Consider the following 21,997-nt stretch of genomic DNA (forward strand, 5'->3'; position numbering starts at 1 on the left):
CAAAGATCGTCGCATGTAGCGGAACCCAGGAGGCCGTTTTTAGTTCACGCCACAATTCATGCCCCCGAATTCGCCCCTCAGAAAGGGGAAACCCGAGGTACGGGGGAAGAGCTCACGGATTCAGGATAAACTTCAAAAGGATCGAGAACATTCATTGCAACAGCATCGGTTCTCTGATTCGTTAAATGTCTCCTTATTCGAGTGCGAAGTTTTTCATTTGTTTGGCCGACGTATATAGGCTCACCATCATAGTCAAAGAAGGCATATACACCGAATTTATAATTTCCTATAGCAATTTCTCTGTTAGTGATAGGATCTAAGATCTTCTGATTTAAAAATTCTGATAATTTTTCTCGTAATTCCCTTGTTTCAAAAGGTGGCAATGGATTATCTGCCGATTGTATTGGCATCTCTTCTATCTCCGTTAAGCAGCAACTACTTCTTGAGTACGTTGAATAAAGTTTTGTGCAATAGGAGTTAAAATCCAGGTTGCTAAATGTGAGACAGCGGGGACAACTAGCCCATCACCAGCTAAGTGGTAAGCCTCATTATAGCTCTCTGGCAAAGCATAGTTTTCCGGTAACCCCATAAGCCTGGCCGCTTCCCTAGAGGAGATAAGCCTTGTCCGGACAGATTCTCCTTGCACTACAATTATTGTTTGCCTACTTGAACCACCACTAGGTGTGCGTAAGCAGCCAGCCACATCATCAAAGCGAACCTCTGCGCGGCATTTCCCATCGCGTGTCCGTTTATAAAGCGTTCCAACGCGCAAGCTACCACCTTTTTGAGCTTTTTTTATTTTTTCCCGATTCAAAGGGGACATCATATTGAGAAGGGCCTGAGTCTCTAGTTTTGAATGCCATTCAACGCCAGATGGTTGGTTTTCTACAAGATCAGCAAAAATGGTATCTCGTTCCGGCGGGCAGGGGAGGTTCCACCAAAGCCAATTATCTTGGGCGGGCGAAGAAAGTTTAAACTTTGCTTCAATAAGGTTTCTTGGGTGCCATATTGGATGTGGATCTGCTCGCGTTATTCCCTGCGGAATCAATACCCCTGGTGCAACGGCAATCACGAAAAGTCGAGGTCTGGATTGGGGGAGAAAATGAACAGAATCAATTACTAGAGCTCCAAAACGATACCCCATACTGATTATTACACGTGCGATTTCAGCAAAATCTTTTCCACCATTAGATGTAATAGCACCACAAACATTTTCAAGAACAATTAATTGAGGGGCTCTAGCTTCGTCCTGAAGAGAATTTATGAGTTTCCAAAATGGCCAGAATGTCCCGCTTCTTTTTCCATCTAATCCTTCCCCTTTTCCTGCAAGAGATAAGTCTTGGCAGGGGAAAGAGGCCCAGGCCAAGTTTGCTTGGCCTGGCAACTCATTAACTTTCAACTCGCATACACTCTTGACGCATAACGGGCCGGGTCCAAAATGCCTTTTATATGAGGCTGCCTTTTTTTCATCTATATCATTGGCAAAGAGGCAATTCCATTTTTCACCTAAGCCCAATCGGGCCATGCCACCACCCGCGAAAAATTCGTAGAACGTAGGCATTTTAAAACCTCCAAATATTTGAAATTACAATTAAATCTATTTTTAATCTTATGGTTTTTTGTTTGGAAATTTAAACTTAAATATAACATTAAAATACAAAAGAGGCAAAATTTGCCTGAATGTTTGATTGTGACAGTTTATACTTTTTGTCGGCTGGGTATTAGGTCCGATCACTGTCTTTGGCATTAACAAAAAATCAAAGAAGGGTGATCTAGCATCATCGCCACATCCCCCTAACTTTCCAGCGCCGCTGGCAAAATTTAACAATGCAATCAAATCCCCTACAAACCTTCATCCCCCTGTTCCTGATCCTCCTCCTGGCCTCAACAGCCCAGGCAACCACCCTCAGCGGCCGGGTTGTCAAAGTCACCGACGGCGACACCATCCAGGTCTTAGTAAGCGGCAAAGCAGAAAAAATCAGATTGGCCGGGATCGACTGCCCCGAAAAAAAACAACCCTTCAGCCAAGCCGCAACTCGCCACACCCTGAAACTCGCAGCCCAAAAAATCGTCACCGTCCAGGTCGAAACCACAGATCGTTATGGCCGGAAGGTCGCGGAAGTCTTTCTTCCCGAGGGCCAGAGCCTAAACCGCGAACTGGTCCGCTCCGGCTACGCCTGGTGGTTCCGCAAATACAGCACCGACCAGAGCATAGGAGAATTGGAAAACGAAGCCCGAGCCGCACGGCGCGGCCTTTGGGTCGATCCTCAACCGATCGCGCCGTGGGAGTGGAGACGCACCAAAAGAAATGAAGGATGAAAGAGGCCGTATGAGGAGCGAAATGTTTTCTATTATAGGTGAAGCCGAATAAACTTGGAGGGACTGCGATGGAGGGTTTGGCTAAATTAACTATAGAGATAGATAATAGTAAACCGGTTGAACTAATCGAATTGTCCCAAAGTTTTCAAAGTTTTGCCGATGAATATAGAAGATACCTTCTGCGGAAAGAAGAACAGGCTATTGCAGACGATATCAAACTCTATATTAAAGAAATACGGTCTGGAAGTATAATTGCCGATCTTGTCGCACTATCTGCAATAGCTTTGCCATTTGTTGAAAATTCAAATACGATAATCGGTTTTGGCGATTACTTAAAAAAAGCTTTTGATTATTTAACTGGGAAATCAGAAAATAAGCCAAATCTTGAAAAAGCGAACTACGAAAACTTAGCCCGCATTATAGAGCCGATTGCTAAAGATAATGCCTCTCAAATCAACTGTAGTACCATTGTAAATGGTAATCTTGTTGTCAATGTTCATCTTGATTCACCCGCTGCAAACGCTGCTCAAAATGTAGCAAATCGAGAGATTCGCGCATTGAAAGAGCCGACAACTGGCCTCAAGGAAAAAGTTCTCCTTCATTGGTATCAGGCTAGAAACGATGCCAAGAGCACAACGGGAGATAAAGCCATAATCGAAAGCATACAAAAGGGGCCAGTTAAGGCCATTTTTGCACATGCCGGGATCAAGGCAAAAATGTTACTCGATGCCGAAAACCCCTTTATTCACGCCTATGTTGTCGACGTGGTTGTAGAGACTATCAATGATAGGCCAGCTTTGTATAAAATAATCGACGTGCATGAAAAAATTGATATACCGGCAGAGGGAAGTCAGACGTAATTCCGTAGGGATGCCTGGCTACTTCCACCTCACCACATAATCCCCAAACTCTCGCGCATCCTCCGGCAGCCTGGCCGCTACCGGATCAAGAGCATCGGCCACGCCCTCAAGCGTAAGGGGAGCGATGAAATCGCTCCCCTTGCCGTCCCAAATCTGCACCACCGAGCAAACCAGAACCCCTTTAGCCACAAGCCTTTCCGCCAGAAAGGGCCTATCTCTTCCATCCTCCCACCGAATCTTTTTCGCCGAGTGAAGGCGACCAAGAAGGCAAATCACCTTCCCCTTGGCGATATGCGGCTCCAAAGCCTCAGCCATCCAGGTATCCCGATCAATCGTTCCCGGAATCCCATCAATAGCCACGACATGCAAACACCGCCTTTTGGCCTTCAACCCGCGAAGCCTGGCAAGCATTTCCCTGTAGCCGGGATGATCGATAACGGGATCTACCACTATTTCAGCAATGGAACCATGACCGTTCATGGCCCGATCAAGCGTTGGCTGCTGGTCGGAGCTGATTTCCAAAGCCACAGTCAAGCATTCCCCGCCTCGGGTTGCTTCATCGACAAGGGTCACAAACAACCCGGTCGATTCCGGTTTTCCGTGTTTCTCCCCAAGAATAAGAACATTGCTACCCTTCACCCTGCCCGCCAGTTGAGCGGGCATGGTGGCCCCGGAATCCCCCAGCGTACCCGCCGGCAGAAGAAACAGCCCCAGCCATATCAACTTAAAGAAAATGAACCTTCGCATTTCAATCACCGCTCCTGAACCAACTTCTCCCGGCCCCGCTTCGGCTCCCGGATCTTGACTTGCGGTAGCGGTTGCCCCTGTTCCACCTGGGAGGCAACCCGATCCACAACCCCGGCCATAAACCGCTTCTGGTCCGTCTTATTGGGAAAGCGCCGAGAAACCTTTTCCGCCAACTTCAACGTCACCGCCTCATTACTCAACCCCGGATACTCCTTCACCATCTCCTCCGGCTTTTTCTCCCACAGAGCCTTTTGCAAACTCAGCTTTTCCAGTGTGGCAAGGTCCGCCTCCTTGGGCACATACCCCTTGCACTCAATCCCCTGAACATTGGCCTTCAACCACACCGACCGGCGGAACTCCTCGGACCCCTTCACCTTAATCTCAGTCCAGCCCCGTGAGTTGGCAATCTCCACCAGCGTCGCCGCAACATTCACCCCATTCGACTTCGTATGTAGCTTATTCCCCTTGTCCTCAAAAGCCAGTTGGTCCGGGTTCTTCTCAAAATAAAAACGGTTCCCCACCTGGAGATACCGCTTCTTAACCCCCTCGGGAATCTCCGATCTTTTAAGAAAAGTTTCCGGCAGGGCAGTTTGCGTTTCGACTACGTTCTCCCCTTGTTTTTTCTCTTCCGGCGACTTTCTCAAACTCCCCGCCAATTCTTTCTTTTGAAGCCGTGCGGATTCCATAAGCTCCGCCAACCGTTTTTCCTCCAAAACCTCTTTCACGGTTTTCCCAAAATAAGCGGGACGAGACAGCGCCGGAGAAGTCTTTTGCTCCCAGGTGCTTACCGTTTTTATCGGATTGTTCAAATAGAGAAATTCAAGCTCTTTCCGGGCTTTTGGCGACAGCTTTTCAAGGGAATCAACCTTGCCCAACTCGCCGAAAACGGCTTTCTCCATTTCAGCATAGTACCCGGCCCAAAATTCACTATCCCGGCCTTGACGGTTATCCAGGGGCACACCCTTGTAGAAATCGGGGTTTTGTAAAGACCCGATCTTTTTGGTCGAGGCCATAATCCGCCCGCTGTTCCCTTGAGTCTGAATCACAAGGGGCTGTTTGGACACATCGGCATTATAAAAAGCCCGACCCGCCTCTTGAGCGTCGGTAAAGCTTTTCGCCGATTCTTCCCGGCCCAACTCCTCAACAACATCGTACCGATAAGAAGACATTTGGCATCCTTCCGGAATGATCTTCAATCCTTGTAGAACGTAAACGGCGAATACTCCAACGAGCCGTACATGGCGCTGATGTTGTCTTTGTCCCGCTGTTCCGCATCGGGGCACTTGTCCATGACCTTCTTATATCTCTTCGCCGCCGTGGCCCCCGGATCAAAGTAAGTCCTCGAATGCCGCTCCCGGTACACCCGAATCTTGAAGTAATCCTTGACCTCATCCCGGCACTCATGGGGCGCGGTTTTCCGCTGGCTCAAGCACAGCACCGCCGCGCAGGGATCAAGCGCGAACGCTGGAGCCGCAACGGCGGAAATCAACAAAGCCCCCAAAATCCTCTTTTTCATATCTTTCTCCCTTCGCAGTTAGCCCCCGGCACCCGGGGGCGGCCGGCCCCAAATTTCGTACGTACGAAATTTTCAGCCTAAGCGGCCGCATCGAGGCCGTTAAAAAACTGGTCCACGATTTCATTCATTTGCTGGTCCGAAATCTCCCCGGTCGGAATCTCCACCGCCGAAAAATCACAGGAAAAATCTTCAATATCGAGCTGGTCAATATGGGCGATATCCTCGGCAGTCACCGCCCTTTCAATGGCCCCGGAAGCCTCTTCCGGCGCACTCAGCCCGAACGCCGGAAACTCCCGGTCCTCCACCTGGATCAACGTCATTTCCGGCGGCGGCAGCAGCCGAGCCTTGAAAACCTTCTCCCTGTAATAGCGGATCTTCCGGCACAGAATAGGGGGGCAGTCCTCCACAATGATGATCTGCTTCCCCGCGCCCAGGGCGCGCAACTCTTGCGGAAGCAGCAGCGCCCGCCGCTGGTCGGACATACTGACGCTTTTACTTTCCTTCCCGGCAATGTTCCTGGATTTGGTCTTGCTCTTGACGGTGGTATCCCCGAGCATTTCCGAAATATCCTTAGCGTCCTTGTTCCCCTTGGGCGCGAAGAACACCCGCAATGCGTGGTTCTCCATAAACGTCTCGGCGGCCTCCTGGCCGTAAATATCCCGAATCTGCGCCGGGCTCTGCACAATCGGCAGCAACCGCAGCCCATACCCGGCCACATAGGTCAAACCCTTTATCAGCGTATGGTTGCGGCCAATGGCGGCGAACTCATCCATAAGCAAGAGCACCTGGAACTTCAAACCCGGGTTTCTCTCGGGCAATTCACGGGTATTCAGTTCAATCACTTGTTGGAAAAACAGATTCAGCAGCCGCCCCAGGCGATCCAGAGCACCAGGGGCAATGCCGACATAGATGCTCATCCGCTTCTTCCGCAAATCCCGCAGGTCGAAATCATTCCCGCTGGTGGCGGCATCGACCACCGGGTTAAACCAAAGCTCCAAGGCACTTGTGAAGGTTTTCCGGATCGAGGAGCGGGTAGTGTCGCCGGTATTGAGATAATCATTGAGCGCCGCGACGCACTCCGGCGACAGGGGGGCCTCACTCTCCTGTCGCTCCTTGATTAAGGTCGCAAACCGCTTATCGTTGCCGGTAGTGGCCTGGCGCAGCACTTCCCCCAGCGTCACCGGCAAGCCCTCGGTTTCCAGCAGGTAAAGAACAATCCCCAAAAACAAAGACCGGGAAGAGGACTGCCAAATCGGAGCCTCCCGATCATTATCGGGAAAGATCATCTGCCCGATAGCCTGAATATCCGTAATCCGAAAATGCCGGTCCTTGGAAATGTAGTGCAGGGGGTTCCATCGGTGAGTCCGGTAGTCGCGGGCCTCGGGGTTGAAGAGAAAACACCTTTGCCCATGCTTGGCCCGAAACCCGGCGGTTATCTCCCAATTCTCCTGTTTCACATCCAGGACCACGGCACTATCGGGCCAGTTCAAAAGATTGGGAATCACCATCCCCACCCCTTTCCCGGAGCGGGTAGGGGCAGCCATTAAAACATGCTGCTGGCCACCGAAAACCAGATAGCGGCCCCCACGCTTGCCGACGATAATCCCCTTGGCCGCATTCAGCCCGGCCCGCCGAATCTCGGATTCCGTCGCAAACCGCGCATCCCCATACAAAGACCGGGTTTGCGGGCGGAAGAAAAAAGCCAACGGCAACAGCGCCACAATCCCCGCCAGAAACGCCGACGTGCCGAGCCACCGCCGGGTTTCCTCCTCATGGCCGTAGTGAATCCAGTATTGATAGGCGGTCGAAAGGTCCGCGTCAGCGAACCGCTGGCCGCCGAAGTGCAAGAAAATCCCCCCGGTCAAATACAGCCACAGAACGGCACAGCCGAGGCCGCCAACCAGAATCAGGGCCGGTTTACCCCAGGAGTTTTCTTTTGAATACGGGATCATAATAAACCTCGGTAACGACGCGCCGCCGGTTGATGTTCTTGATTTGTACGATGATGTCGACGCACATAAAAATAAGCTGCTTAATATCCTCGCGGGTCATCGTGGACCCGCTGGAGGACTCCTTGAGAAACAGAACCAGTTGCTCAATCGCCAATTTTGCGCTGTTGGCGTGCATCGAGGTAATCGAACCGGGGTGGCCGCTGTTGACGTTGCGAAGGTAATAGAAAGCCTCATCCCCCCGGATCAACTCGGCCAGAAACACCCGGTCCGGTTTCATCCGCAAGGCGCTTTCCAACAAATGCTGTTGGGTGATGTTCGCGGCGCCCTGGCCGCCCGCGCTGTAAAACAAGGAAATACTGTTGGGGTGCGTCTGGTACAGCTTCAACTCATCGACATTCTCGATACTCAGCAACCGCTCATCCTTCGGCACCAGGCCGAGCAAGGAGCGCATGAGGGTTGTTTTTCCCGCACCGGTGGAGCCGGACACGATGATGTTTTGCCGCTCCGTCACCGCCAACTCCAAAAACTCCCGGAATCGGCGGTTTTGCTTGAGATCGAGTAGCTTTGTCTCGTGGGGCATGAGGCCCACCGAATAATCCCGGACCTCCTCAAACGATCCCGCCGCCTCATAATCCGCCAAGGTCAACACCACATCCGCCGGCCGCCGGATCGTCAGGCTCACCGTCCCATTCCGCACCGCCGGAGGAATGACCACCTGAACCCGCTCCCCATCAGGAAGCGTGGCCGAAACAATCGGATGCTGCGGATCGAGCTTTTGCTGTGAAAACGTCGCAATCAGCTTGGCAAGCTGCAAGCACCGGTCAAAATCAAGCTCCGGCGTGTCGTGCGTCACCCATCCACCGCGCCCTTCAGTCAAAACCTGCCCCGGCTTGTTGATACAGACTTCGGTATTGTTCGCGTCATCGAGGAACGGGCGCAACAGCGCCAAATATTCCAGGAGCGGCCCCGCGCTATTCGGCGGCGGCGACATCATAAACCCCCCGGAAATCCAGGTCGCGGGCGACAAAAATGCTGATATGCTCCCCTTGGTTCTTGTAGAGCGTCGGCCGGATATTGATCGAATTTTCCAGGGCGATAGACCCCGCCTCTTGGGCCGAGCCCGTGGTACTGCCTATCTGCACCCCGTCACTATCGGCGGCCTTGGCGGTCAGGTAGTTCCCAAAATCGTCTATCACGCTCAACAGAATGGCCCCGCCGAATCTCTCCCAAAAATGCGTGTCGATGTACCCGTCATGGCCGGACCTCCCCAAAGCATCGGTTCCCGGCGAGTTCAGCGCCACAATAACCCCGGTCGGCGTTTCGATCCGGCTCCACAGGGCAAAGATCCGCGCAATCCCCCTCTGGAGTCCACCCTGATATTGGCCGACAATCTTTGAACCGCGCTCCAGGAGCAACACCCTTCCATTGGTGCTGTAAACATCGCGGGTCGAGCGGCAACTGACAAAGCCGGGAACATCGCTGCTAATGGCGGTTTCCAGGGCGCAATCAATAAACGTCCCTTGCGTCACAAGAAAATTCCGGTCAGGGAGCAGACTAGCCGAAACTCCATTCATTTCAGTCGGGGCAAGCAGATCGTCCAGCGGCTTGCTCTTCGCCTCTTCCTCCTCCTGGCCCGTGCTGAACCCCCCGCCACCGGGGAGAACACCGGGGAGCGTCATCGACGGCGCTTCCGTTTTCGCCGTCTGAGTCGGGGCCGGGGCATGGCTCCGATCACCGCCCAGGTCGGCAAACAATCCCCCTTGCCGTTTCCGCTGTTCCGGGGTCATTTCCTGTTTCCCCCGCTCTTCCCGCCTTGACCCCCGGGAAGAGTCCGAACCAACATCGGAGGTCCGAATCACTTTCGGTTCAAACGGCTTCAACTCCGTTTGCGCTGGAGCCTTTTTCTCGGCTGGTTCCGGCATGAGCAGTTCCGGGAGGTTCGAGCGGACCACATTTTCTTTTTTGTCTTCCGCCACCCGGCCCGGTCCCGGCTTTTCCTGGGGTTTCGAGAAAACGCCATTTACCGCCAAAATAGCCAGGAGCGTTGCAATCCCGACAACGACCATGCCCAGCTTGGACAAAACGCTGCCGCCGCGCCGAGGCGGGTTGACCGGGGGAAGGCCGCGGTCGCCCTCAATCTCACGATTTTCCGGGGTTGAGTTGTTCCGGTTTTGATCATCCATGACTAGCTCCCCTTGATTACCCGTTTGACGCCCGGAACAGTGGTCCCGGAGGTGTTGGAAATCCCGTCCGGGTCATAGGCCCGATTAAAAACACACGCCACCAGCTTCCCTTTTCGCAGGACCAGCTTCTTTGCGATCTTGTGAACGGCAATCACATCCCCCTCGACGTGGACATTCACCAGGCTTTCCGAGCCATCGGCATTTTCGACATAAACAGCGGGCATTTCCTTGTTGTTGGCAAACGTCAAATAGGTAAAACGCCGGTCATCGTAGGCGACATTTGGAGACAACTCTTCCGCCCCTTTCACCCAATAATTCCAGTTCTGCGGGGTATTTCCGGGGTTGTCGAGCTTGTCTTGCAAGGCGTCCTGGTCGGCTTTCTGTCGCGCGAGCTTTTCAGCCTTCCGCGCCTCTTCTTCCGCCCGCCTCGCTTCCTCCTCAGCCTTTCGCGCCTCCTCCTCGGGATAGCGAAACACCACCTGGAAAAACATTTCTTCCAGCTTTTGTTTCCGCGCCGGCTTTCGCGCATCGAGGACGAAGTTATAAACCCGCTTATCCGACAAAACCGTCATGTTGGTAGCGGCCTGGTCCGCGACAGGCTTGATAAACAAATGATTGCCCATCTTCCCCACGTCCCAAGCCGTTCTATCGCCCAATCCGATTTTTTTGATTTCCTCGCCTTCGGCAAGCTGGATATGCGTCGAAAACCCGTAATGGGCCGTCACCCCGACAACCTCGGCGGCGTTGTAATCAATAAATTTCACCCGCTCATCGTATGGGCCGCCCTTTGGGATTTCCAAAGCTAGAGAAGACAGAGGGAGGGCAAGCAAACAGATCATGAGAGCAAGAGATTTCATAGTCCCTCCATGACGGTTTCCGGGTCATTCCTGTACCCGCCGACAACCTGGAATCCCAACGGGTTTACCAGCCGATCCTTTTCCTTCATCGGCGCGGAAACATAAGTAAACGGCACCGTCGCCACCCAATGAGTCGGTCTTTCTCGTTCCCCCGATCTTTCCACCGTCTTGATATAACGAACCATGGCCACGCCATCATTGATGAAGCTGATGTTTTTAATCTGTACTTTGACTTCCGCCGCCTCGCCAAAGACATTCAACGGAGACTTTGGGTTGTTCCTTGGATTCATATAAACCGCATAGCTTTTCTGTTCTTGGGAGTCACTGAGCAGGCCGACTGTCTGATAGTCCTCTTTGTACGTTGAGAAAAGCCAGTGTTCACGGGCCATGACATATTTGGAGAGGAAATATTTATTTACGGCCTCGTCGTAGTTGGTCTTATCTTCCTTGAGCGCGGAAATCACATCGACAATGCCGGTACTGCTATCAACCCGGACCACAAAAGGCTCCGTTGTTTTCAACGGCGTCAGACCCGCCACCGCCACAACGGCACATATCGCAATGAGGCCCGCAGCGGCGGCGACGATCCAGGCCCGCCGCTCTGACTTCGAGGCCCGTTGAACCCGGTCATTCTCCCAGGCCGTCGCCTCCTGGAAATACTGTTGTTCCGGGGTCAACTTCCCTTGCGGAGCCTCAGCCCCCTTTTTTCTAGTTTTCCATAACATAGGCTCTCTCCTGGCGCAGCCGTTCCGCTTCCTCATCCGCTTGCGCCCTCCAGGTCGCAACCTCTTCCTCAGTGATCCTGTTTGGGTTGATTGGCCGCATCCCCGAAAGGCTGTTGTCGCAGCACGGAGGGCGCGGCGCACAAGCACACAAAGCCAGCAGCAGAAACACAAAGAGCTTTTTCACGGTCAGTATCCTTTCAAACTAATTAATAATGATTGTCAATTTCACGCATTTTGATTAGGGGTGAAGCCCGGCCCTATGAAACCGCATGGATCTTTCCGATCTATCGCCCGGAAACGCTATTCCCGCCGAAGCGGCGGCGATACAGATTCCCGGCAGCCCGCCCAGGTGCGCCGAGTGTTTTAATGTCCCTCTGGACCCCCCGAGCACTCCGAGCAATGTTGGTCGGTCGAGTGGCCATCATCGTTGAGGCGGGATTGATTTTTCTAAAGGCCGCTCCCATCAGCCCTTGAGTGGCTAGGGCAACCCCACCACCAAGCGCCATGGCAATTTGGGGCACTTGTCGGAGGATTAGAAAATTGATTACGGCTGCTATGACTAAAGCTACTGAATCTTCCAAACTAATTCCAGAGGCCGCACTACTGGCAATCATACTATTCAAGATAAGACCGAATAAGGTTAAAAGTAGATCAATTAAGGCGACAGCTAACACGACTAGAATTGCATAGTTTATTACCTGACCTAACCACATTTCAAAAAAGCGTTGTGTTGCTTGAAATAGAATCATAATTATAAAAATTGGGCCGATAGCTAACAGAATAACAATAGCGATTTTGGAAAAAATAAGCAGAAAACCAGCATACCCAACTACTATAATAGAGGCGGCCCATATGATAATTGCAATTATTAGCAATCCAAAATTACTGAGCAATCCACCCTTTTCCCAGGCCGTCCACCCAAGATCAAAGCCTTTGCTTATTAATTCATCTAGCATTGCCGTTGTAGGAGACACACCGGTAATTACTCCGCTTATTTGGTCTGGTGCCCCATACAAAAAGTTTGCAATTCGTCCACAATACAGACCAACATTAAGAGCCAACGCAATTATAAAAACTATTTTTATGATTCTTCCAAAACCATCTTTTAATGGCTCCTGTATTGTCCCTCTTATGTGCGCGATCCCCCAAAGCGCAATGTAGATAATCAATAGATTATTAAATATTGGAGTAATGAAATTAATAACATCTGTTGCTGTTGAGACAATATATGTCCCCATTGCGGTTTCTAACTTTGCGAATATATCTCTAAAAATGTAGAATGTAGACATAATCAAAACCTAGTGGTTTTGCCTTTAGAAATCAACTGCAACTCGGCCTGTTTTGCGTTTATACAATTTGGCGTGTTCTCTAATTCGCCTGGGTTGTCGTTACATTCGATAAGTTTTTGTTTTCTTTCAGAATCATTTTCTTTATACCAAGAAACTGAATTTGTTTTAGTCTCGGTTGTTTCAAAACAACCCGATAAAGCAATGAAGCAGAAAAACACACATCCCAATCTAAACATTGTAAATCCTCCTAAAATCTAGTGTTTTCTCCGTTTTTCATTTGTAGATGCATTTGAAGGGCACGTTGTTCATTCATAGCCTGTTCCGCCTGAGCCTGAGACTGCATCATTTGCAGTTTCAGCATTTCGTTTTGTAAAAGCGTCTCTTCCGCCTGAATCCGTCCCTGCAAGTCCAGAATATCCTTTGCATCCGGGGCTTGATTGACCTTGACCACCAGCTTTCTTAGCTCATTGAATCGTTCAACCGCCTGATTCAAGAACTTGTCAGACCGCCCTTTCCATTGAGCAGCGGCCCGGTTCTTGTCGTTGTAGATCGTCGCCGTGCGCCCGGACAGCCCGTAGTCATCCGCCGTTTTTATATTCGCGGCCCGTAAAATATCCTCGTAATCAATATCCAGATCGTTATCGTAGGCGGAATCGATAATGCCGCCCATGCCCCGTACACTCGACATGCGTTCCAGGTCTTTTTCGGCGGTTTCCAGTTGGCTTTTCGCCGTCTCAACCTGTTCTTTAAGCTGGTTCACTTGCTCAATCATGTGAATCACCTGCTGGATCGACTGCATAAGCCCCGCAATGTCGATAACGGGGATCCCCGAGGCCCTGACGGAAACGGGCGCAACAAGGAAAGCAATCAGGACCAGCCCACCGATAAAACCCACCCCATTCTTCATTTCCCTACCTCCTTTGAGCATGGAAAAGCGGCAGCCAAACCGCCGGATCATCCCCCACCCTCTCTGTGATTTTCGACACCAGCCCTACATTGTCCGTGGTCCCGGAAATCACCGCCAACTCGTTATCAAACCCCTGCAAATTCAGTTCAGCCACAACGCTGCTATGTCCTTGCTTAATCAGGAACCGCCGCGATCCAGGTAACATTTCCTCGCGAATAATCTGAAACTCCCGGTTTGTGAGCTTGAACCCGTCAACATAATCTTTAATACCGGCCTTCGGGTTCGGCATGAAAATCATGGTGGCGCATTGTTCGATAATGGAATGGGATATTTTCGACTTCAAAACATCGGCGGCACTCTGAGTGCCGAAGACCAGGAACCCGTTTTGCTTGCGGATAACCTTCAGTTTGTTTTGGGCCAAGTCTTCAAATTGTTCATCCAGAAGCAGTTTCCAAAACTCATCCATGAAGCAGATAAACCGGCGGCCATCGATGAGGCTTTCCATCCGGTGAAACAGGTACATGATTATCGGTGTCCGAATCTCCGCATCATCCAGGAAGGCCGTCACATCGAAACCGAACATCCGCCGGCCCGTGAAATCCAGATTGTCGGCTTCGTTGTCGAACACCCATCCCAACGGCCCCCCGGCACACCAGCGGCGCAACCGAGCCCCTGCGCCTTCCGGGTTGGTCTGATCCATAAAGGCCAACAGACTTGAAAGGCGGCGGCCAGCGGGTTGCAGTCCGGTCATCACCCCGCGCACCGCGTCGGAAATTTCCTTCTCTTCCTGGACTCCAATGCTACCGCCGGAGATTAATTTTTTTACGAGAGCTTCAAGGAACAGGATGTTTTGCGGCGTTGCCGGAAGCTGGAACGGGTTGAACCCCGTAGGCACTCCGTTTTCCAGCGGGGAATAAACCCCGCTCATGGCCCGGACAAAGATTTCAAGGCCCCGGTCTTTGTCGAAAATAAACATGGTTGGTTTGAACTTCTGAGACTGAGCCATCATGAACCCTTGAACAACAGTCTTTCCCGACCCTGAAGGACCGATAATCACGGTATTTGCCAGAGCCTTTTGTTCATCTTTTCCCGACTCCTCCCCTGCCCTCCCTCGATCCTCTTTCTTCTCCCTCAGAACCTTGTCGGTCGGCTCATGGAAGTTGAAGTAATAGGGAGCGCCGGAGCTGGTTTTCAGAAGCGTGACCGCCGGACCCCATTGATTCCGCTGGCGGCGGCCCGAGGGATAGTTATGCAGCGAAGCGAATCCCGCCAGGTTGCGGGACGTGATCGGCGCCGGGCGCGGCCTGAACCGGAAATTTCCCGGCAGTTGTGCCCAATAGGCTGCCTCCATAGCTAAATCCTCGCGGGCTATCACCATCCCGCAATCGGCCAGGACCGCCCGGGCGGCGGTCAAGTTATTCTTCAAGGCCGCCGGGGAAGGTGCGAAGACATTCAAGGTCAGGTGATGTTCACCCATGACGTAGCGCCCGGCGGTAATATCGTCCAGGGCGTCGGTAATCGCCTGGATTTGAGACTCGGCCAGATCCCCGGCGTTTATCATCCGGGCCTGTTGGCGCTTGAGCATTTCCAGCGCCACCGGGCGACTGAGAAAGGTAAAGGATTGCGTCAAAACCATTGGAAACGGCGAAGAGAGCAAAGCATTCAAAAGCCCCGGCTCCGTCGATTCCGGGTACTCCTTAATGGCCAGCATGGCCCCGAAAACTTCTTCGGTCGGGGTGCGGACCTCAAAGACATCCTTGCCGAAAAACGGGCGAGACGTAGGCAGGGCATGAGCCAGCGGGGCGCGAGGCAGGGGAAAAGGCTGCCAATCGGCATTGACCAAATACCCCAAAAACTCCAAGACCTCGGAATAAAGCACCCCGTTCCGGTCATAGCAGCCGAGCCGGTGCGGGCTGTATTTGTCCAGGCTTTGCACCGCTATCGCGGCAACCTCGTTGATCCGCTCCAGCGCCGCACGCTGATCGTCTTCCAATTCCCAAGCGGGCCGTTTCTTGTCGAGCTTGGCGAACAGTCGCGTCACCTGGACCGGATGAGGCCGATAAATCACCGACAGGTAGAGCTTATTGACCATCATCCGGGTTTTTTCCAGGTGAGCGCGGTATTTGCCGTTAAGGTCCGAGGCGAAACCAGAATCAAACTCGCCATCGGGAAAGGTGTTCTCCTCCATGCGGACAATATGGGTCCAGAGAGCCACATCCGGCCCGGCGATGTTCTTGAAAAGCTGGTTGAGCTGGTCCAGATGAATATCAATATCCTGATCGTCGGCGGACTCGTGGGCGAAGCCATCGACGCGCACCACTTGCAGGTAATCCCCTGCGGAAGTCTTGACCGTGTGCCGATCCACCTGAGCCGAATAGGGGATGAAGTCAGCCAAGGAATTTTCTTTCGGCCAAACGGCCGCGCGTGTCTGAGTCGGCATTTACAACGTCCTCTTTTTAGGGCGGGTATTCGGCAACGGCGTTGCCGTGCTGGCCTTCCAGTAAATCCGAGCCACCGATTTGCCCCGGGTTTGCAGCCACAGCCACAAAAACCGAAAGGCGCGGGGATCATGAAGGCAGACCAGATAACAGACAGCATGAACCGGAATGCAGAGCAACAGCCCCAGGATGCTACCGCTGCCGATAAACACGATGCTGGTCAACATGCCGTTGAAGATAACGGCATCATAACTGACCCCCCATACCATCGAGGGGCGCGTCAGCCCGGCAAAAAGAGTATCCGAGGTTGTCGCCATGATTACGAGACCGCAGCAATCACGATGTCAGCAATCGAGGCGCCGCCGAACACCAACACAATGCCGCCGATCCACTGGCCGGCGCGGCCCCAGGTCAGCTTTCCGGCCCAGGCCATGTAGCCCAGCGCAACAATGCCGATAATCGCCATGCTCCGGGCAATACCATTGGTCAGCAGGTCCAAAAGCCAATCAACACCTTCCTCAATAGGACCGGCAAAGGCGAGACTCGGCACCAGGGCCAAGCACAGAGCCAGGATCAAGACAAGTTGTGTGGTAGCTTCGGGGGAAAGAACTCTCTTTTTCATTGCGTTGTCTCCTTTAGATGCAGAAATACCGGCGAAATATCGCCGTAGTTATGGTTCATGTGTCGGGTCAAGCGATCCAGGCTAACCCACTCTTTCGGGGTTTTCCGTTGCGTTACCAACAAGACTTCCGAATCTTTCCAGGTCAGCTTTGAATAGACGCGGAAACCTTTATCCACCTGGACCACCCGCAGATAATCAACTGCCTCGTTTGCAAGATTGTCGATTAGCTCATGTTCCAGGATCGTATCAATGCGCATGTCTGATAATTTCTCTCGGCCGAAAAACACATAAGAAGGAAATTTCATGGTCATTTTTTTGAGTTGAAGGTTATCGTTAGATCAATCGGAGATTTCAGTTATTCACTCGATTCTCAATAGGCCCCTCCTCTTTATTGGTTGAAGAAAATGCGTCCCAATGCGTATCGGCGACTTCCTCACCGCCGAAAACATCCCATTCCGGCGCTGGTTCCGGCTTGAGTTCCGCAACGGCGGAAATCGCCGGAACCTTGTAAGTCGAATTTTCGACAACTTTTTGAACGTAGCCGTTTTTTATTCCAGCCGTTTGATTGCCGGTGTTATAGGCTGATAGAGCGGCATAAAGAGCTACTTGCTCCTGCCCTTTTTGCCGGTGAGCACGTTGATAGTTTTCTTCCAGGATTCGAGAGCCGGCGGCGAGGTTCTTACAGGGATCAAAAGTATCCTCGATACTCATGCCCAACCATTCCAGGTTGTCGCTGTTGATCTGCATAAGACCCAGGTCAACGCTTTTGCCTTCGGAAATCAGTTGCCGGGCAATAGAAACGGCTTCTTCTCGATTTTGAGGAGGGACAGGTTGATTGCTGCCATTTACATGCAGAGCCAGGGGATTCCCCCCGCTCTCGTGGCCCACAATCGCGCTGAGAGTTTCGGGATGGACGCTTGGCGCGCATTGCGCGGCTAAGGTAAGCAGGACGGCCAAGGTGATAGACATGGTTGGTCCCTCGTTTTCATTTAAGTTTTGAGAATTACATGGAATCTGCAATAATGACCGGATCATAAGCGGCCATTTTGATCTTCAGACTAATAGAAACATCTAATTTTGATAAAAAGAATACCCCTGGGTTTTTAAAAAGTAAACAACTTTTTGCATACTTTTTTATGCTTTTTTTCCTGTGAAGGTAAGGGAGAATTATATGTCCGAAGGTAAAAAGTCGGGAGTTGTGGTCAGAACGATGCTGTCTTGCCCGGAAATGCTGCTGGAAAAAGCTGAGGAAGAGATTCTAAACGAGGTCCGCGAGAAAACCGGGTACAAGCTGACGAGATCGAAGCTTATCCAGGCCCTCCTAGAAATCGCAATCGAACATAAAAAGAATCTCGATTTTAATGAAGTCTGTGACCAGACCACATTGAGGCGGGAGCTTGTCCGCTCCTTCCAAAAAAAGGACAAATAAGGTCTTAATAAACCCTACACCCCTCCCCTTTTTCTGCCTCTACGCCCACTCCCTTTCGCTCATCCCTAAGCTTTCAATAACAAAGCAGACAATACCAACCCCGAAAATTAATTAAATTATAATCAAAATAAATAAATTTAATGTCGGAAGATAATAAAAAAGAGAGGTCCGAAAGGCAAGCCAAAAAAAGAATTTTTTAACAAATATTTCCTATTGCACAGGCGCATGTGTATGTGTATCTTTTGGGAAACTTTTCAGGAGCCACCACATGCAAAGCGACCCAAACAGCCTAGTTAGAAAGCAATTCCTGATAACAAGAAGCCAGGTCGAAAAACTGGAAAAACTGGCGGGCGGCGTCGGCACATCCGCGACCGAGGTTTTGCGCCGGGCCATCGACGCTTACGCCCCGGAGCGGACCACGACGGACATGGAGGCCCCGGAGCTGCTGAACCTTCTTCAGTCGCGTTTGAAAGAGGCCATCGATACGGCCAAGGCCGCGTCAATCGCCGTGGGATCGTCCACCGGAGAGAAGGCGAGCTAATAGATTCAGCGTTTAGGTTTAGGAGTTGGTTCATCGTTCGCCCCGGTTATTCGTGAGCAAAAGTGGTTTTGGAAAACACATAGCCGCCATGATTTTGGAGATTTCTGAATGAGAACCATCAAGCGCGATACCCCCCCGGTGAATCAAGGGAAGCTGCGAGAGATCTCCACTCTCTGCCGGGCGTATGCGCGGGAGAAGCGGTTCTGGCTCGATGTCTTCGCCTCTCGGCGAAACCAAGCCCGGATTTCCCGTCATCGGGAGGTTCGCAACGAGGCCCTGGCCGCCGGATACGTCCCGGCGTCCGGTCTTCAGGCGCGGATGTGGAAACTGGCTCTGGTGGATGCCGCCGAGACCTGGGATAAATACTGGCAGGCCGTCTTTGTCGAAACCCGACGAAGGATCGCCCGGAATACTTCGCTGGACGCGCCCCAGCGGCGGTATCTGTTCTGGTTGCTGAAAGACTATCGGCGGTTCGAGGCCGCCCTGCATGGCGAACTGCCGGTTCCCGGCTTTGCCGTCGACGGTTCCCTGAAACGGCTGACGCGCACGCTTGGAAAGGTCGTGCGCTCCCTGCGCGGGAACCCGCCCCGCGTCCGGATCGCCCGGAGTTTTTGCCTGGACGCGGGCTGCTACACCGTTTTCGTCGAGAACGGCACGCAATACCTCAAGATCATGTCGCTGACCCGGGGCAAGCGGGTCACAATCCCCCTCTCGGGTCAGGCGGCGATTCGCGGCAACCTGCGGGTGGTGATCGATGGCGACCGGGTGCGGGTCCATGTGTCCCAGGCCCTGAAGACCAAGACCGCCGAACTTGTCGGCACTGCCGCCGTCGATCTGGGCTACACCGAAGTTCTGACCGACGATCAGGGAACCGACTACGGCAACGAATTCGGGGCCGTTCTCACGGCGGCCTCCAACCGCCGGCATCGTAAAGGGCAGGCCCGGAACCGGCTGCACGCCCTGGAGAAAAAGCACCGGGCCGCCGGGCGTATCGCCAAGGCCGACCGGATCAGAAAGTACAACCTGGGCCGGGTCAAGCTGGAAAAGCAGACCGCCCGGGAGCAGTCCCATCTGGCCAACATCATCAATCGCGGCATCAACGCCTTTCTGCGGGAGCGGAAACCGGCGCGGGTGGTCAGCGAGGATCTGCGGCACGCATTTACCTTCGACCGGCCGAGATGCTTGAATCGGAAACTGTCGGCCTGGACCAAGGGCGTCTTGCAGGACCGTCTGGAATACAAGGTGTTGGCGGGAGGTTCCCGCCATGAGCAGGTCAACCCAGCGTATGGTTCTCAAACCTGTCCGAGGTGCGGATTTGTGGATCGTAAGAATCGCGCCGGAGATCGGTTTCTGTGTCTGCATTGCGGATACGGGGGTCATGCCGACCAGGTGGCCGCCATCAACTACCTCCACAGGAAGGATGATCCCCGGATCACGCGGTACACGCCTTACCGTGAAGTCAAAACCTTTCTGATGGCGGAGTTCGCACGCCGGTTGGAAGCGCAGCGTTCGGGCGCGACTGTTCCGGGCAGGACTTTAGATGCCGTAGGGCCGACCGCATCCACCGGCGGCCTCGTGATGAAGACCGGATCTTCATCCCCACGCACCACGGGAAAGCGGGGAGGCGGCCGAGCAGCCGCCGTGAACCCGGCGGCCTAGCAAAGAGCGAAACGAACGCTCAATGTACCGTGAGCACATTCACTCACATTGAAAGGAACAGGGCGTCTTGTTAAACAAAGTCAAAAAAGGGAAAAAAGCTGTTGCCGTCAGCAACATCGAAACAGCCCTTGCAAGCGGCCAGCTTGAACTTTTTGATGCTAAATTCATCGACCCGCCGCCGCCGATCAAGGGGGACCAGCACTCCGGCCAGCACCCGCTTTTCACCTTGCAAACCATCCGGCCGGACATGGAACCGCGCGTTATCAACGTCCCTGGCGGCAATCCCATCCGCATTACCCCGTCGTTTCTCGGCATTGCCAACATCGACGACAAAAAGGTTCTGACCTACATCATCAGCCAAATGGCGGCAGGAAAAAACGCCGGTCATTCCCTTTCCAAGGGCGACAAATCCCCGATAGACTGGGTAGCGATCAACACCACCGATCTTTATCAAATCACGACCGGCGGGGAAGGCTCCGCAACAGCCAGTTTTCGGGACACCCTCAAAAACCGCCTGCAACGGCTGAAAGGCACTCAGTACGAGGTCGATCTTAAAATCGGCGACGAAGCCTTTATCGGCAACTTCTCCTTCATCGGCGACTTCGTCATGCCCAAGAAAATCAAAGGGCACCACGGGAAATTGTACGTGCAAATCCGGCCCTGGGTTGTGCAAATGGTCCAGTCATGGGGGGTCCTCACCTACCATCCCGACTACTACAAGATCGAATCCCCCCTAAAGCGCCGGATATACGAGATAGCCCGCTTCCACGTCAGGGAAAAGGAAGGGCAAGGCATGTATCTTCAAACCCTAAAAGACAAGTCAGGAAGCACCACTTCTCTACGCATGTTCCGCTATCAGGTCCGTGAACTCCTCAAAAGCCCTGATGAGGGGATGTGCGATCTTTTGGATTACGTTATGTGCTTCGATGCCGAAAAAGACATGGTGGTGTTTGCTCGCAGCTCAGACTTCCTGAATAACCGAGCCCTGGAGCAAGAGGCGGCTTTGTTTTGACCCTCCCGCACCGTTTTTTGGGGCTTTCCAGGGTGTCAGCCAAATAGTCTTTTTTGCGCAAAGCGTTTGTCAAAAGGTCTAATTTTGATTGGATGAAGACGGAAGGCGAAAAAGAAGATTGGCAAGGGTAGGAATTACAGGGGGTTAGCAATCGGAAGAAAATATTTTCAGTATTTTAGACTATTTGGCTGACGGTTTATCCACAGGAGCAGAAAAAAGACTATTTGGCTGACACAAAAAGACTAATTGGCTGACGCTATCCACAGAAAAAAAGACTAATTGACTGACGCAAAAAGACTATTTGGCTGACAGGGTGATTGAAATTCAATAATAATTTCGAGTGTTTGCAAGCCATTTTTTGGAGCAAACGCTTTTAAGCACTTAAAACCTTTAAACACATCTTTAAACACCGTGAAAAATGGCCTAAACGCGCCCTACTCGGGCGCAGGCAACACTTTGAACCCCTAAACCCTCAAAAACCATATATTTGGCCTAAACGTGGCCTACGGCCACAGGCAGAAATTGAAAAAATCAAAACCTTGAAGGCGGCATTTAAAGGATCGATGAAGGTTTCACCGGTTTTGGTCAGATCAAACATCCAACGTCATTGAACCGGCGATCTTTCGATTTTCCTTGAATCCGAGCCCGTGACTTCCCTACCCTGCCCCAAAAAAATCGATTCCAGGGCAAATCTGAAGCCCGGTTTTTCCATAGGTCCGGGAAAAATTTCGTACGTACGAAATTTTCACTCTGCCAAAGAGCCCGGCCCGGTGGCATTGGTCTTGTGCCGAAAAAACGTCCTCTTCCCGATCCCGACAACCTTGCAGGTTTCCTATCAATCATGTACAATTAATGCTTGAAAGTAGTCTTGATTGATAAAGGAGCGCACCATGCACAGCATGACACTAGAGCAGCTACGCGCCACGGCTAGCGCCGGAGGC

General features: G+C 52.3%; 23 protein-coding genes and 1 pseudogene. 6 read left to right on the forward strand and 18 right to left on the reverse strand.

Annotated features, from left to right (window positions below; genetic code table 11):
- Positions 1–128: 128 nt before the first annotated feature.
- Positions 129–410: pseudogene (locus RBR25_RS15135) on the reverse strand (GIY-YIG nuclease family protein); the annotation flags it as partial.
- A gap of 14 nt (positions 411–424) precedes the next feature.
- Positions 425–1,561: a DNA cytosine methyltransferase gene (locus RBR25_RS15140; RefSeq protein WP_432820393.1), complete on the reverse strand. Its 1,137-nt coding sequence runs from the start codon at positions 1,559–1,561 to the stop codon at positions 425–427.
- Positions 1,562–1,827: 266 nt separating this feature from the next.
- Here RBR25_RS15140 and RBR25_RS15145 point away from each other — a divergent pair, with 266 nt between their 5' ends.
- On the forward strand, positions 1,828–2,319 hold the full coding sequence (locus RBR25_RS15145; protein ID WP_432820394.1) for a thermonuclease family protein: 492 nt from the start codon (positions 1,828–1,830) through the stop codon (positions 2,317–2,319).
- 68 nt (positions 2,320–2,387) lie between these two features.
- Complete coding sequence (locus tag RBR25_RS15150) at positions 2,388–3,179, forward strand: hypothetical protein (RefSeq protein WP_432820395.1); 792 nt, start codon at positions 2,388–2,390, stop codon at positions 3,177–3,179.
- 18 nt (positions 3,180–3,197) lie between these two features.
- Here RBR25_RS15150 and RBR25_RS15155 read toward each other — a convergent pair whose 3' ends face one another.
- The 16 genes from RBR25_RS15155 to RBR25_RS15230 all read right to left on the reverse strand — a co-directional run bounded on the left by RBR25_RS15155 (position 3,198) and on the right by RBR25_RS15230 (position 17,384).
- The gene (locus RBR25_RS15155) at positions 3,198–3,926 is read right to left on the reverse strand and encodes a hypothetical protein (protein ID WP_432820396.1); all 729 of its coding nucleotides are present in this window, start codon (positions 3,924–3,926) and stop codon (positions 3,198–3,200) included.
- A 5-nt stretch (positions 3,927–3,931) separates the two neighbouring features.
- Complete coding sequence (locus tag RBR25_RS15160; protein ID WP_432820397.1) at positions 3,932–5,095, reverse strand: LPD7 domain-containing protein; 1,164 nt, start codon at positions 5,093–5,095, stop codon at positions 3,932–3,934.
- Positions 5,096–5,118: 23 nt separating this feature from the next.
- The gene (locus tag RBR25_RS15165) at positions 5,119–5,442 is read right to left on the reverse strand and encodes a TrbM/KikA/MpfK family conjugal transfer protein (RefSeq protein ID WP_432820398.1); all 324 of its coding nucleotides are present in this window, start codon (positions 5,440–5,442) and stop codon (positions 5,119–5,121) included.
- Between the two features lie 77 nt (positions 5,443–5,519).
- Positions 5,520–7,394 carry a type IV secretory system conjugative DNA transfer family protein gene (locus RBR25_RS15170; RefSeq protein WP_432820399.1) on the reverse strand — a complete coding sequence of 625 codons (1,875 nt, stop codon included), beginning with the start codon at positions 7,392–7,394 and terminating at the stop codon, positions 5,520–5,522.
- On the reverse strand, positions 7,360–8,388 hold the full coding sequence (gene virB11, locus RBR25_RS15175) for a P-type DNA transfer ATPase VirB11 (RefSeq protein ID WP_432820400.1): 1,029 nt from the start codon (positions 8,386–8,388) through the stop codon (positions 7,360–7,362). The genes RBR25_RS15170 and virB11 overlap by 35 nt, the downstream gene beginning before the upstream one ends.
- Entirely contained in the window at positions 8,366–9,577 is a 1,212-nt protein-coding gene (virB10, locus tag RBR25_RS15180; RefSeq protein ID WP_432820401.1) for a type IV secretion system protein VirB10, read from the reverse strand. Before virB10 ends, virB11 begins: the two co-directional genes overlap by 23 nt.
- A gap of 2 nt (positions 9,578–9,579) precedes the next feature.
- A complete protein-coding gene (virB9, locus tag RBR25_RS15185) occupies positions 9,580–10,434 on the reverse strand; it encodes a P-type conjugative transfer protein VirB9 (protein ID WP_432820402.1) in 855 nt (284 codons plus the stop codon).
- A complete protein-coding gene (locus RBR25_RS15190; RefSeq protein WP_432820403.1) occupies positions 10,431–11,159 on the reverse strand; it encodes a virB8 family protein in 729 nt (242 codons plus the stop codon). The genes virB9 and RBR25_RS15190 overlap by 4 nt, the downstream gene beginning before the upstream one ends.
- 284 nt (positions 11,160–11,443) lie before the next feature.
- Positions 11,444–12,448: a type IV secretion system protein gene (locus tag RBR25_RS15195; protein ID WP_432820404.1), complete on the reverse strand. Its 1,005-nt coding sequence runs from the start codon at positions 12,446–12,448 to the stop codon at positions 11,444–11,446.
- Positions 12,449–12,450: 2 nt separating this feature from the next.
- Positions 12,451–12,684, reverse strand: a complete 234-nt coding sequence (locus RBR25_RS15200; protein ID WP_432820405.1) for an EexN family lipoprotein — start codon at positions 12,682–12,684, stop codon at positions 12,451–12,453.
- 11 nt (positions 12,685–12,695) lie between these two features.
- Complete coding sequence (locus RBR25_RS15205; RefSeq protein ID WP_432820406.1) at positions 12,696–13,355, reverse strand: type IV secretion system protein; 660 nt, start codon at positions 13,353–13,355, stop codon at positions 12,696–12,698.
- A gap of 4 nt (positions 13,356–13,359) precedes the next feature.
- Positions 13,360–15,795, reverse strand: a complete 2,436-nt coding sequence (locus RBR25_RS15210; RefSeq protein WP_432820407.1) for a VirB4 family type IV secretion/conjugal transfer ATPase — start codon at positions 15,793–15,795, stop codon at positions 13,360–13,362.
- The gene (locus tag RBR25_RS15215) at positions 15,796–16,110 is read right to left on the reverse strand and encodes a type IV secretion system protein VirB3 (protein WP_432820408.1); all 315 of its coding nucleotides are present in this window, start codon (positions 16,108–16,110) and stop codon (positions 15,796–15,798) included.
- Positions 16,111–16,112: 2 nt separating this feature from the next.
- Positions 16,113–16,415, reverse strand: coding sequence for a TrbC/VirB2 family protein (locus tag RBR25_RS15220; protein WP_432820409.1), 303 nt, complete (start codon positions 16,413–16,415; stop codon positions 16,113–16,115).
- Entirely contained in the window at positions 16,412–16,720 is a 309-nt protein-coding gene (locus RBR25_RS15225) for a hypothetical protein (protein ID WP_432820410.1), read from the reverse strand. The genes RBR25_RS15220 and RBR25_RS15225 overlap by 4 nt, the downstream gene beginning before the upstream one ends.
- Before the next feature lie 46 nt (positions 16,721–16,766).
- Positions 16,767–17,384: a lytic transglycosylase domain-containing protein gene (locus RBR25_RS15230; protein WP_432820411.1), complete on the reverse strand. Its 618-nt coding sequence runs from the start codon at positions 17,382–17,384 to the stop codon at positions 16,767–16,769.
- Positions 17,385–17,586: 202 nt separating this feature from the next.
- Between RBR25_RS15230 and RBR25_RS15235 the strand changes: the two genes are divergently transcribed.
- From RBR25_RS15235 to RBR25_RS15250, 4 genes are all read left to right on the forward strand, one after another.
- A complete protein-coding gene (locus RBR25_RS15235; RefSeq protein ID WP_432820412.1) occupies positions 17,587–17,844 on the forward strand; it encodes a hypothetical protein in 258 nt (85 codons plus the stop codon).
- Between the two features lie 268 nt (positions 17,845–18,112).
- The gene (locus RBR25_RS15240; RefSeq protein ID WP_432820413.1) at positions 18,113–18,385 is read left to right on the forward strand and encodes a hypothetical protein; all 273 of its coding nucleotides are present in this window, start codon (positions 18,113–18,115) and stop codon (positions 18,383–18,385) included.
- A 108-nt stretch (positions 18,386–18,493) separates the two neighbouring features.
- The gene (locus RBR25_RS15245; RefSeq protein WP_432820414.1) at positions 18,494–20,044 is read left to right on the forward strand and encodes a zinc ribbon domain-containing protein; all 1,551 of its coding nucleotides are present in this window, start codon (positions 18,494–18,496) and stop codon (positions 20,042–20,044) included.
- A 67-nt stretch (positions 20,045–20,111) separates the two neighbouring features.
- The gene (locus RBR25_RS15250) at positions 20,112–21,056 is read left to right on the forward strand and encodes a replication initiator protein A (RefSeq protein WP_432820415.1); all 945 of its coding nucleotides are present in this window, start codon (positions 20,112–20,114) and stop codon (positions 21,054–21,056) included.
- The last annotated feature ends 941 nt before the right edge of the window (positions 21,057–21,997 follow it).

Origin of the sequence: Trichloromonas sp., from assembly GCF_034006665.1 — a bacterium.
GTDB lineage: Bacteria > Desulfobacterota > Desulfuromonadia > Desulfuromonadales > Trichloromonadaceae > Trichloromonas.

Bases quoted from the DNA above. Each gene is read 5' to 3' on its own strand.
- RBR25_RS15140 (WP_432820393.1), bottom strand. From the start codon at position 1,561: ATGCCTACGTTCTACGAATTTTTCGCGGGTGGTGGCATGGCCCGATTG.
- RBR25_RS15145 (WP_432820394.1), top strand. From the start codon at position 1,828: ATGCAATCAAATCCCCTACAAACCTTCATCCCCCTGTTCCTGATCCTC.
- RBR25_RS15150 (WP_432820395.1), top strand. From the start codon at position 2,388: ATGGAGGGTTTGGCTAAATTAACTATAGAGATAGATAATAGTAAACCG.
- RBR25_RS15155 (WP_432820396.1), bottom strand. From the start codon at position 3,926: ATGCGAAGGTTCATTTTCTTTAAGTTGATATGGCTGGGGCTGTTTCTT.
- RBR25_RS15160 (WP_432820397.1), bottom strand. From the start codon at position 5,095: ATGTCTTCTTATCGGTACGATGTTGTTGAGGAGTTGGGCCGGGAAGAA.
- RBR25_RS15165 (WP_432820398.1), bottom strand. From the start codon at position 5,442: ATGAAAAAGAGGATTTTGGGGGCTTTGTTGATTTCCGCCGTTGCGGCT.
- RBR25_RS15170 (WP_432820399.1), bottom strand. From the start codon at position 7,394: ATGATCCCGTATTCAAAAGAAAACTCCTGGGGTAAACCGGCCCTGATT.
- virB11 (WP_432820400.1), bottom strand. From the start codon at position 8,388: ATGATGTCGCCGCCGCCGAATAGCGCGGGGCCGCTCCTGGAATATTTG.
- virB10 (WP_432820401.1), bottom strand. From the start codon at position 9,577: ATGGATGATCAAAACCGGAACAACTCAACCCCGGAAAATCGTGAGATT.
- virB9 (WP_432820402.1), bottom strand. From the start codon at position 10,434: ATGAAATCTCTTGCTCTCATGATCTGTTTGCTTGCCCTCCCTCTGTCT.
- RBR25_RS15190 (WP_432820403.1), bottom strand. From the start codon at position 11,159: ATGTTATGGAAAACTAGAAAAAAGGGGGCTGAGGCTCCGCAAGGGAAG.
- RBR25_RS15195 (WP_432820404.1), bottom strand. From the start codon at position 12,448: ATGTCTACATTCTACATTTTTAGAGATATATTCGCAAAGTTAGAAACC.
- RBR25_RS15200 (WP_432820405.1), bottom strand. From the start codon at position 12,684: ATGTTTAGATTGGGATGTGTGTTTTTCTGCTTCATTGCTTTATCGGGT.
- RBR25_RS15205 (WP_432820406.1), bottom strand. From the start codon at position 13,355: ATGAAGAATGGGGTGGGTTTTATCGGTGGGCTGGTCCTGATTGCTTTC.
- RBR25_RS15210 (WP_432820407.1), bottom strand. From the start codon at position 15,795: ATGCCGACTCAGACACGCGCGGCCGTTTGGCCGAAAGAAAATTCCTTG.
- RBR25_RS15215 (WP_432820408.1), bottom strand. From the start codon at position 16,110: ATGGCGACAACCTCGGATACTCTTTTTGCCGGGCTGACGCGCCCCTCG.
- RBR25_RS15220 (WP_432820409.1), bottom strand. From the start codon at position 16,415: ATGAAAAAGAGAGTTCTTTCCCCCGAAGCTACCACACAACTTGTCTTG.
- RBR25_RS15225 (WP_432820410.1), bottom strand. From the start codon at position 16,720: ATGAAATTTCCTTCTTATGTGTTTTTCGGCCGAGAGAAATTATCAGAC.
- RBR25_RS15230 (WP_432820411.1), bottom strand. From the start codon at position 17,384: ATGTCTATCACCTTGGCCGTCCTGCTTACCTTAGCCGCGCAATGCGCG.
- RBR25_RS15235 (WP_432820412.1), top strand. From the start codon at position 17,587: ATGTCCGAAGGTAAAAAGTCGGGAGTTGTGGTCAGAACGATGCTGTCT.
- RBR25_RS15240 (WP_432820413.1), top strand. From the start codon at position 18,113: ATGCAAAGCGACCCAAACAGCCTAGTTAGAAAGCAATTCCTGATAACA.
- RBR25_RS15245 (WP_432820414.1), top strand. From the start codon at position 18,494: ATGAGAACCATCAAGCGCGATACCCCCCCGGTGAATCAAGGGAAGCTG.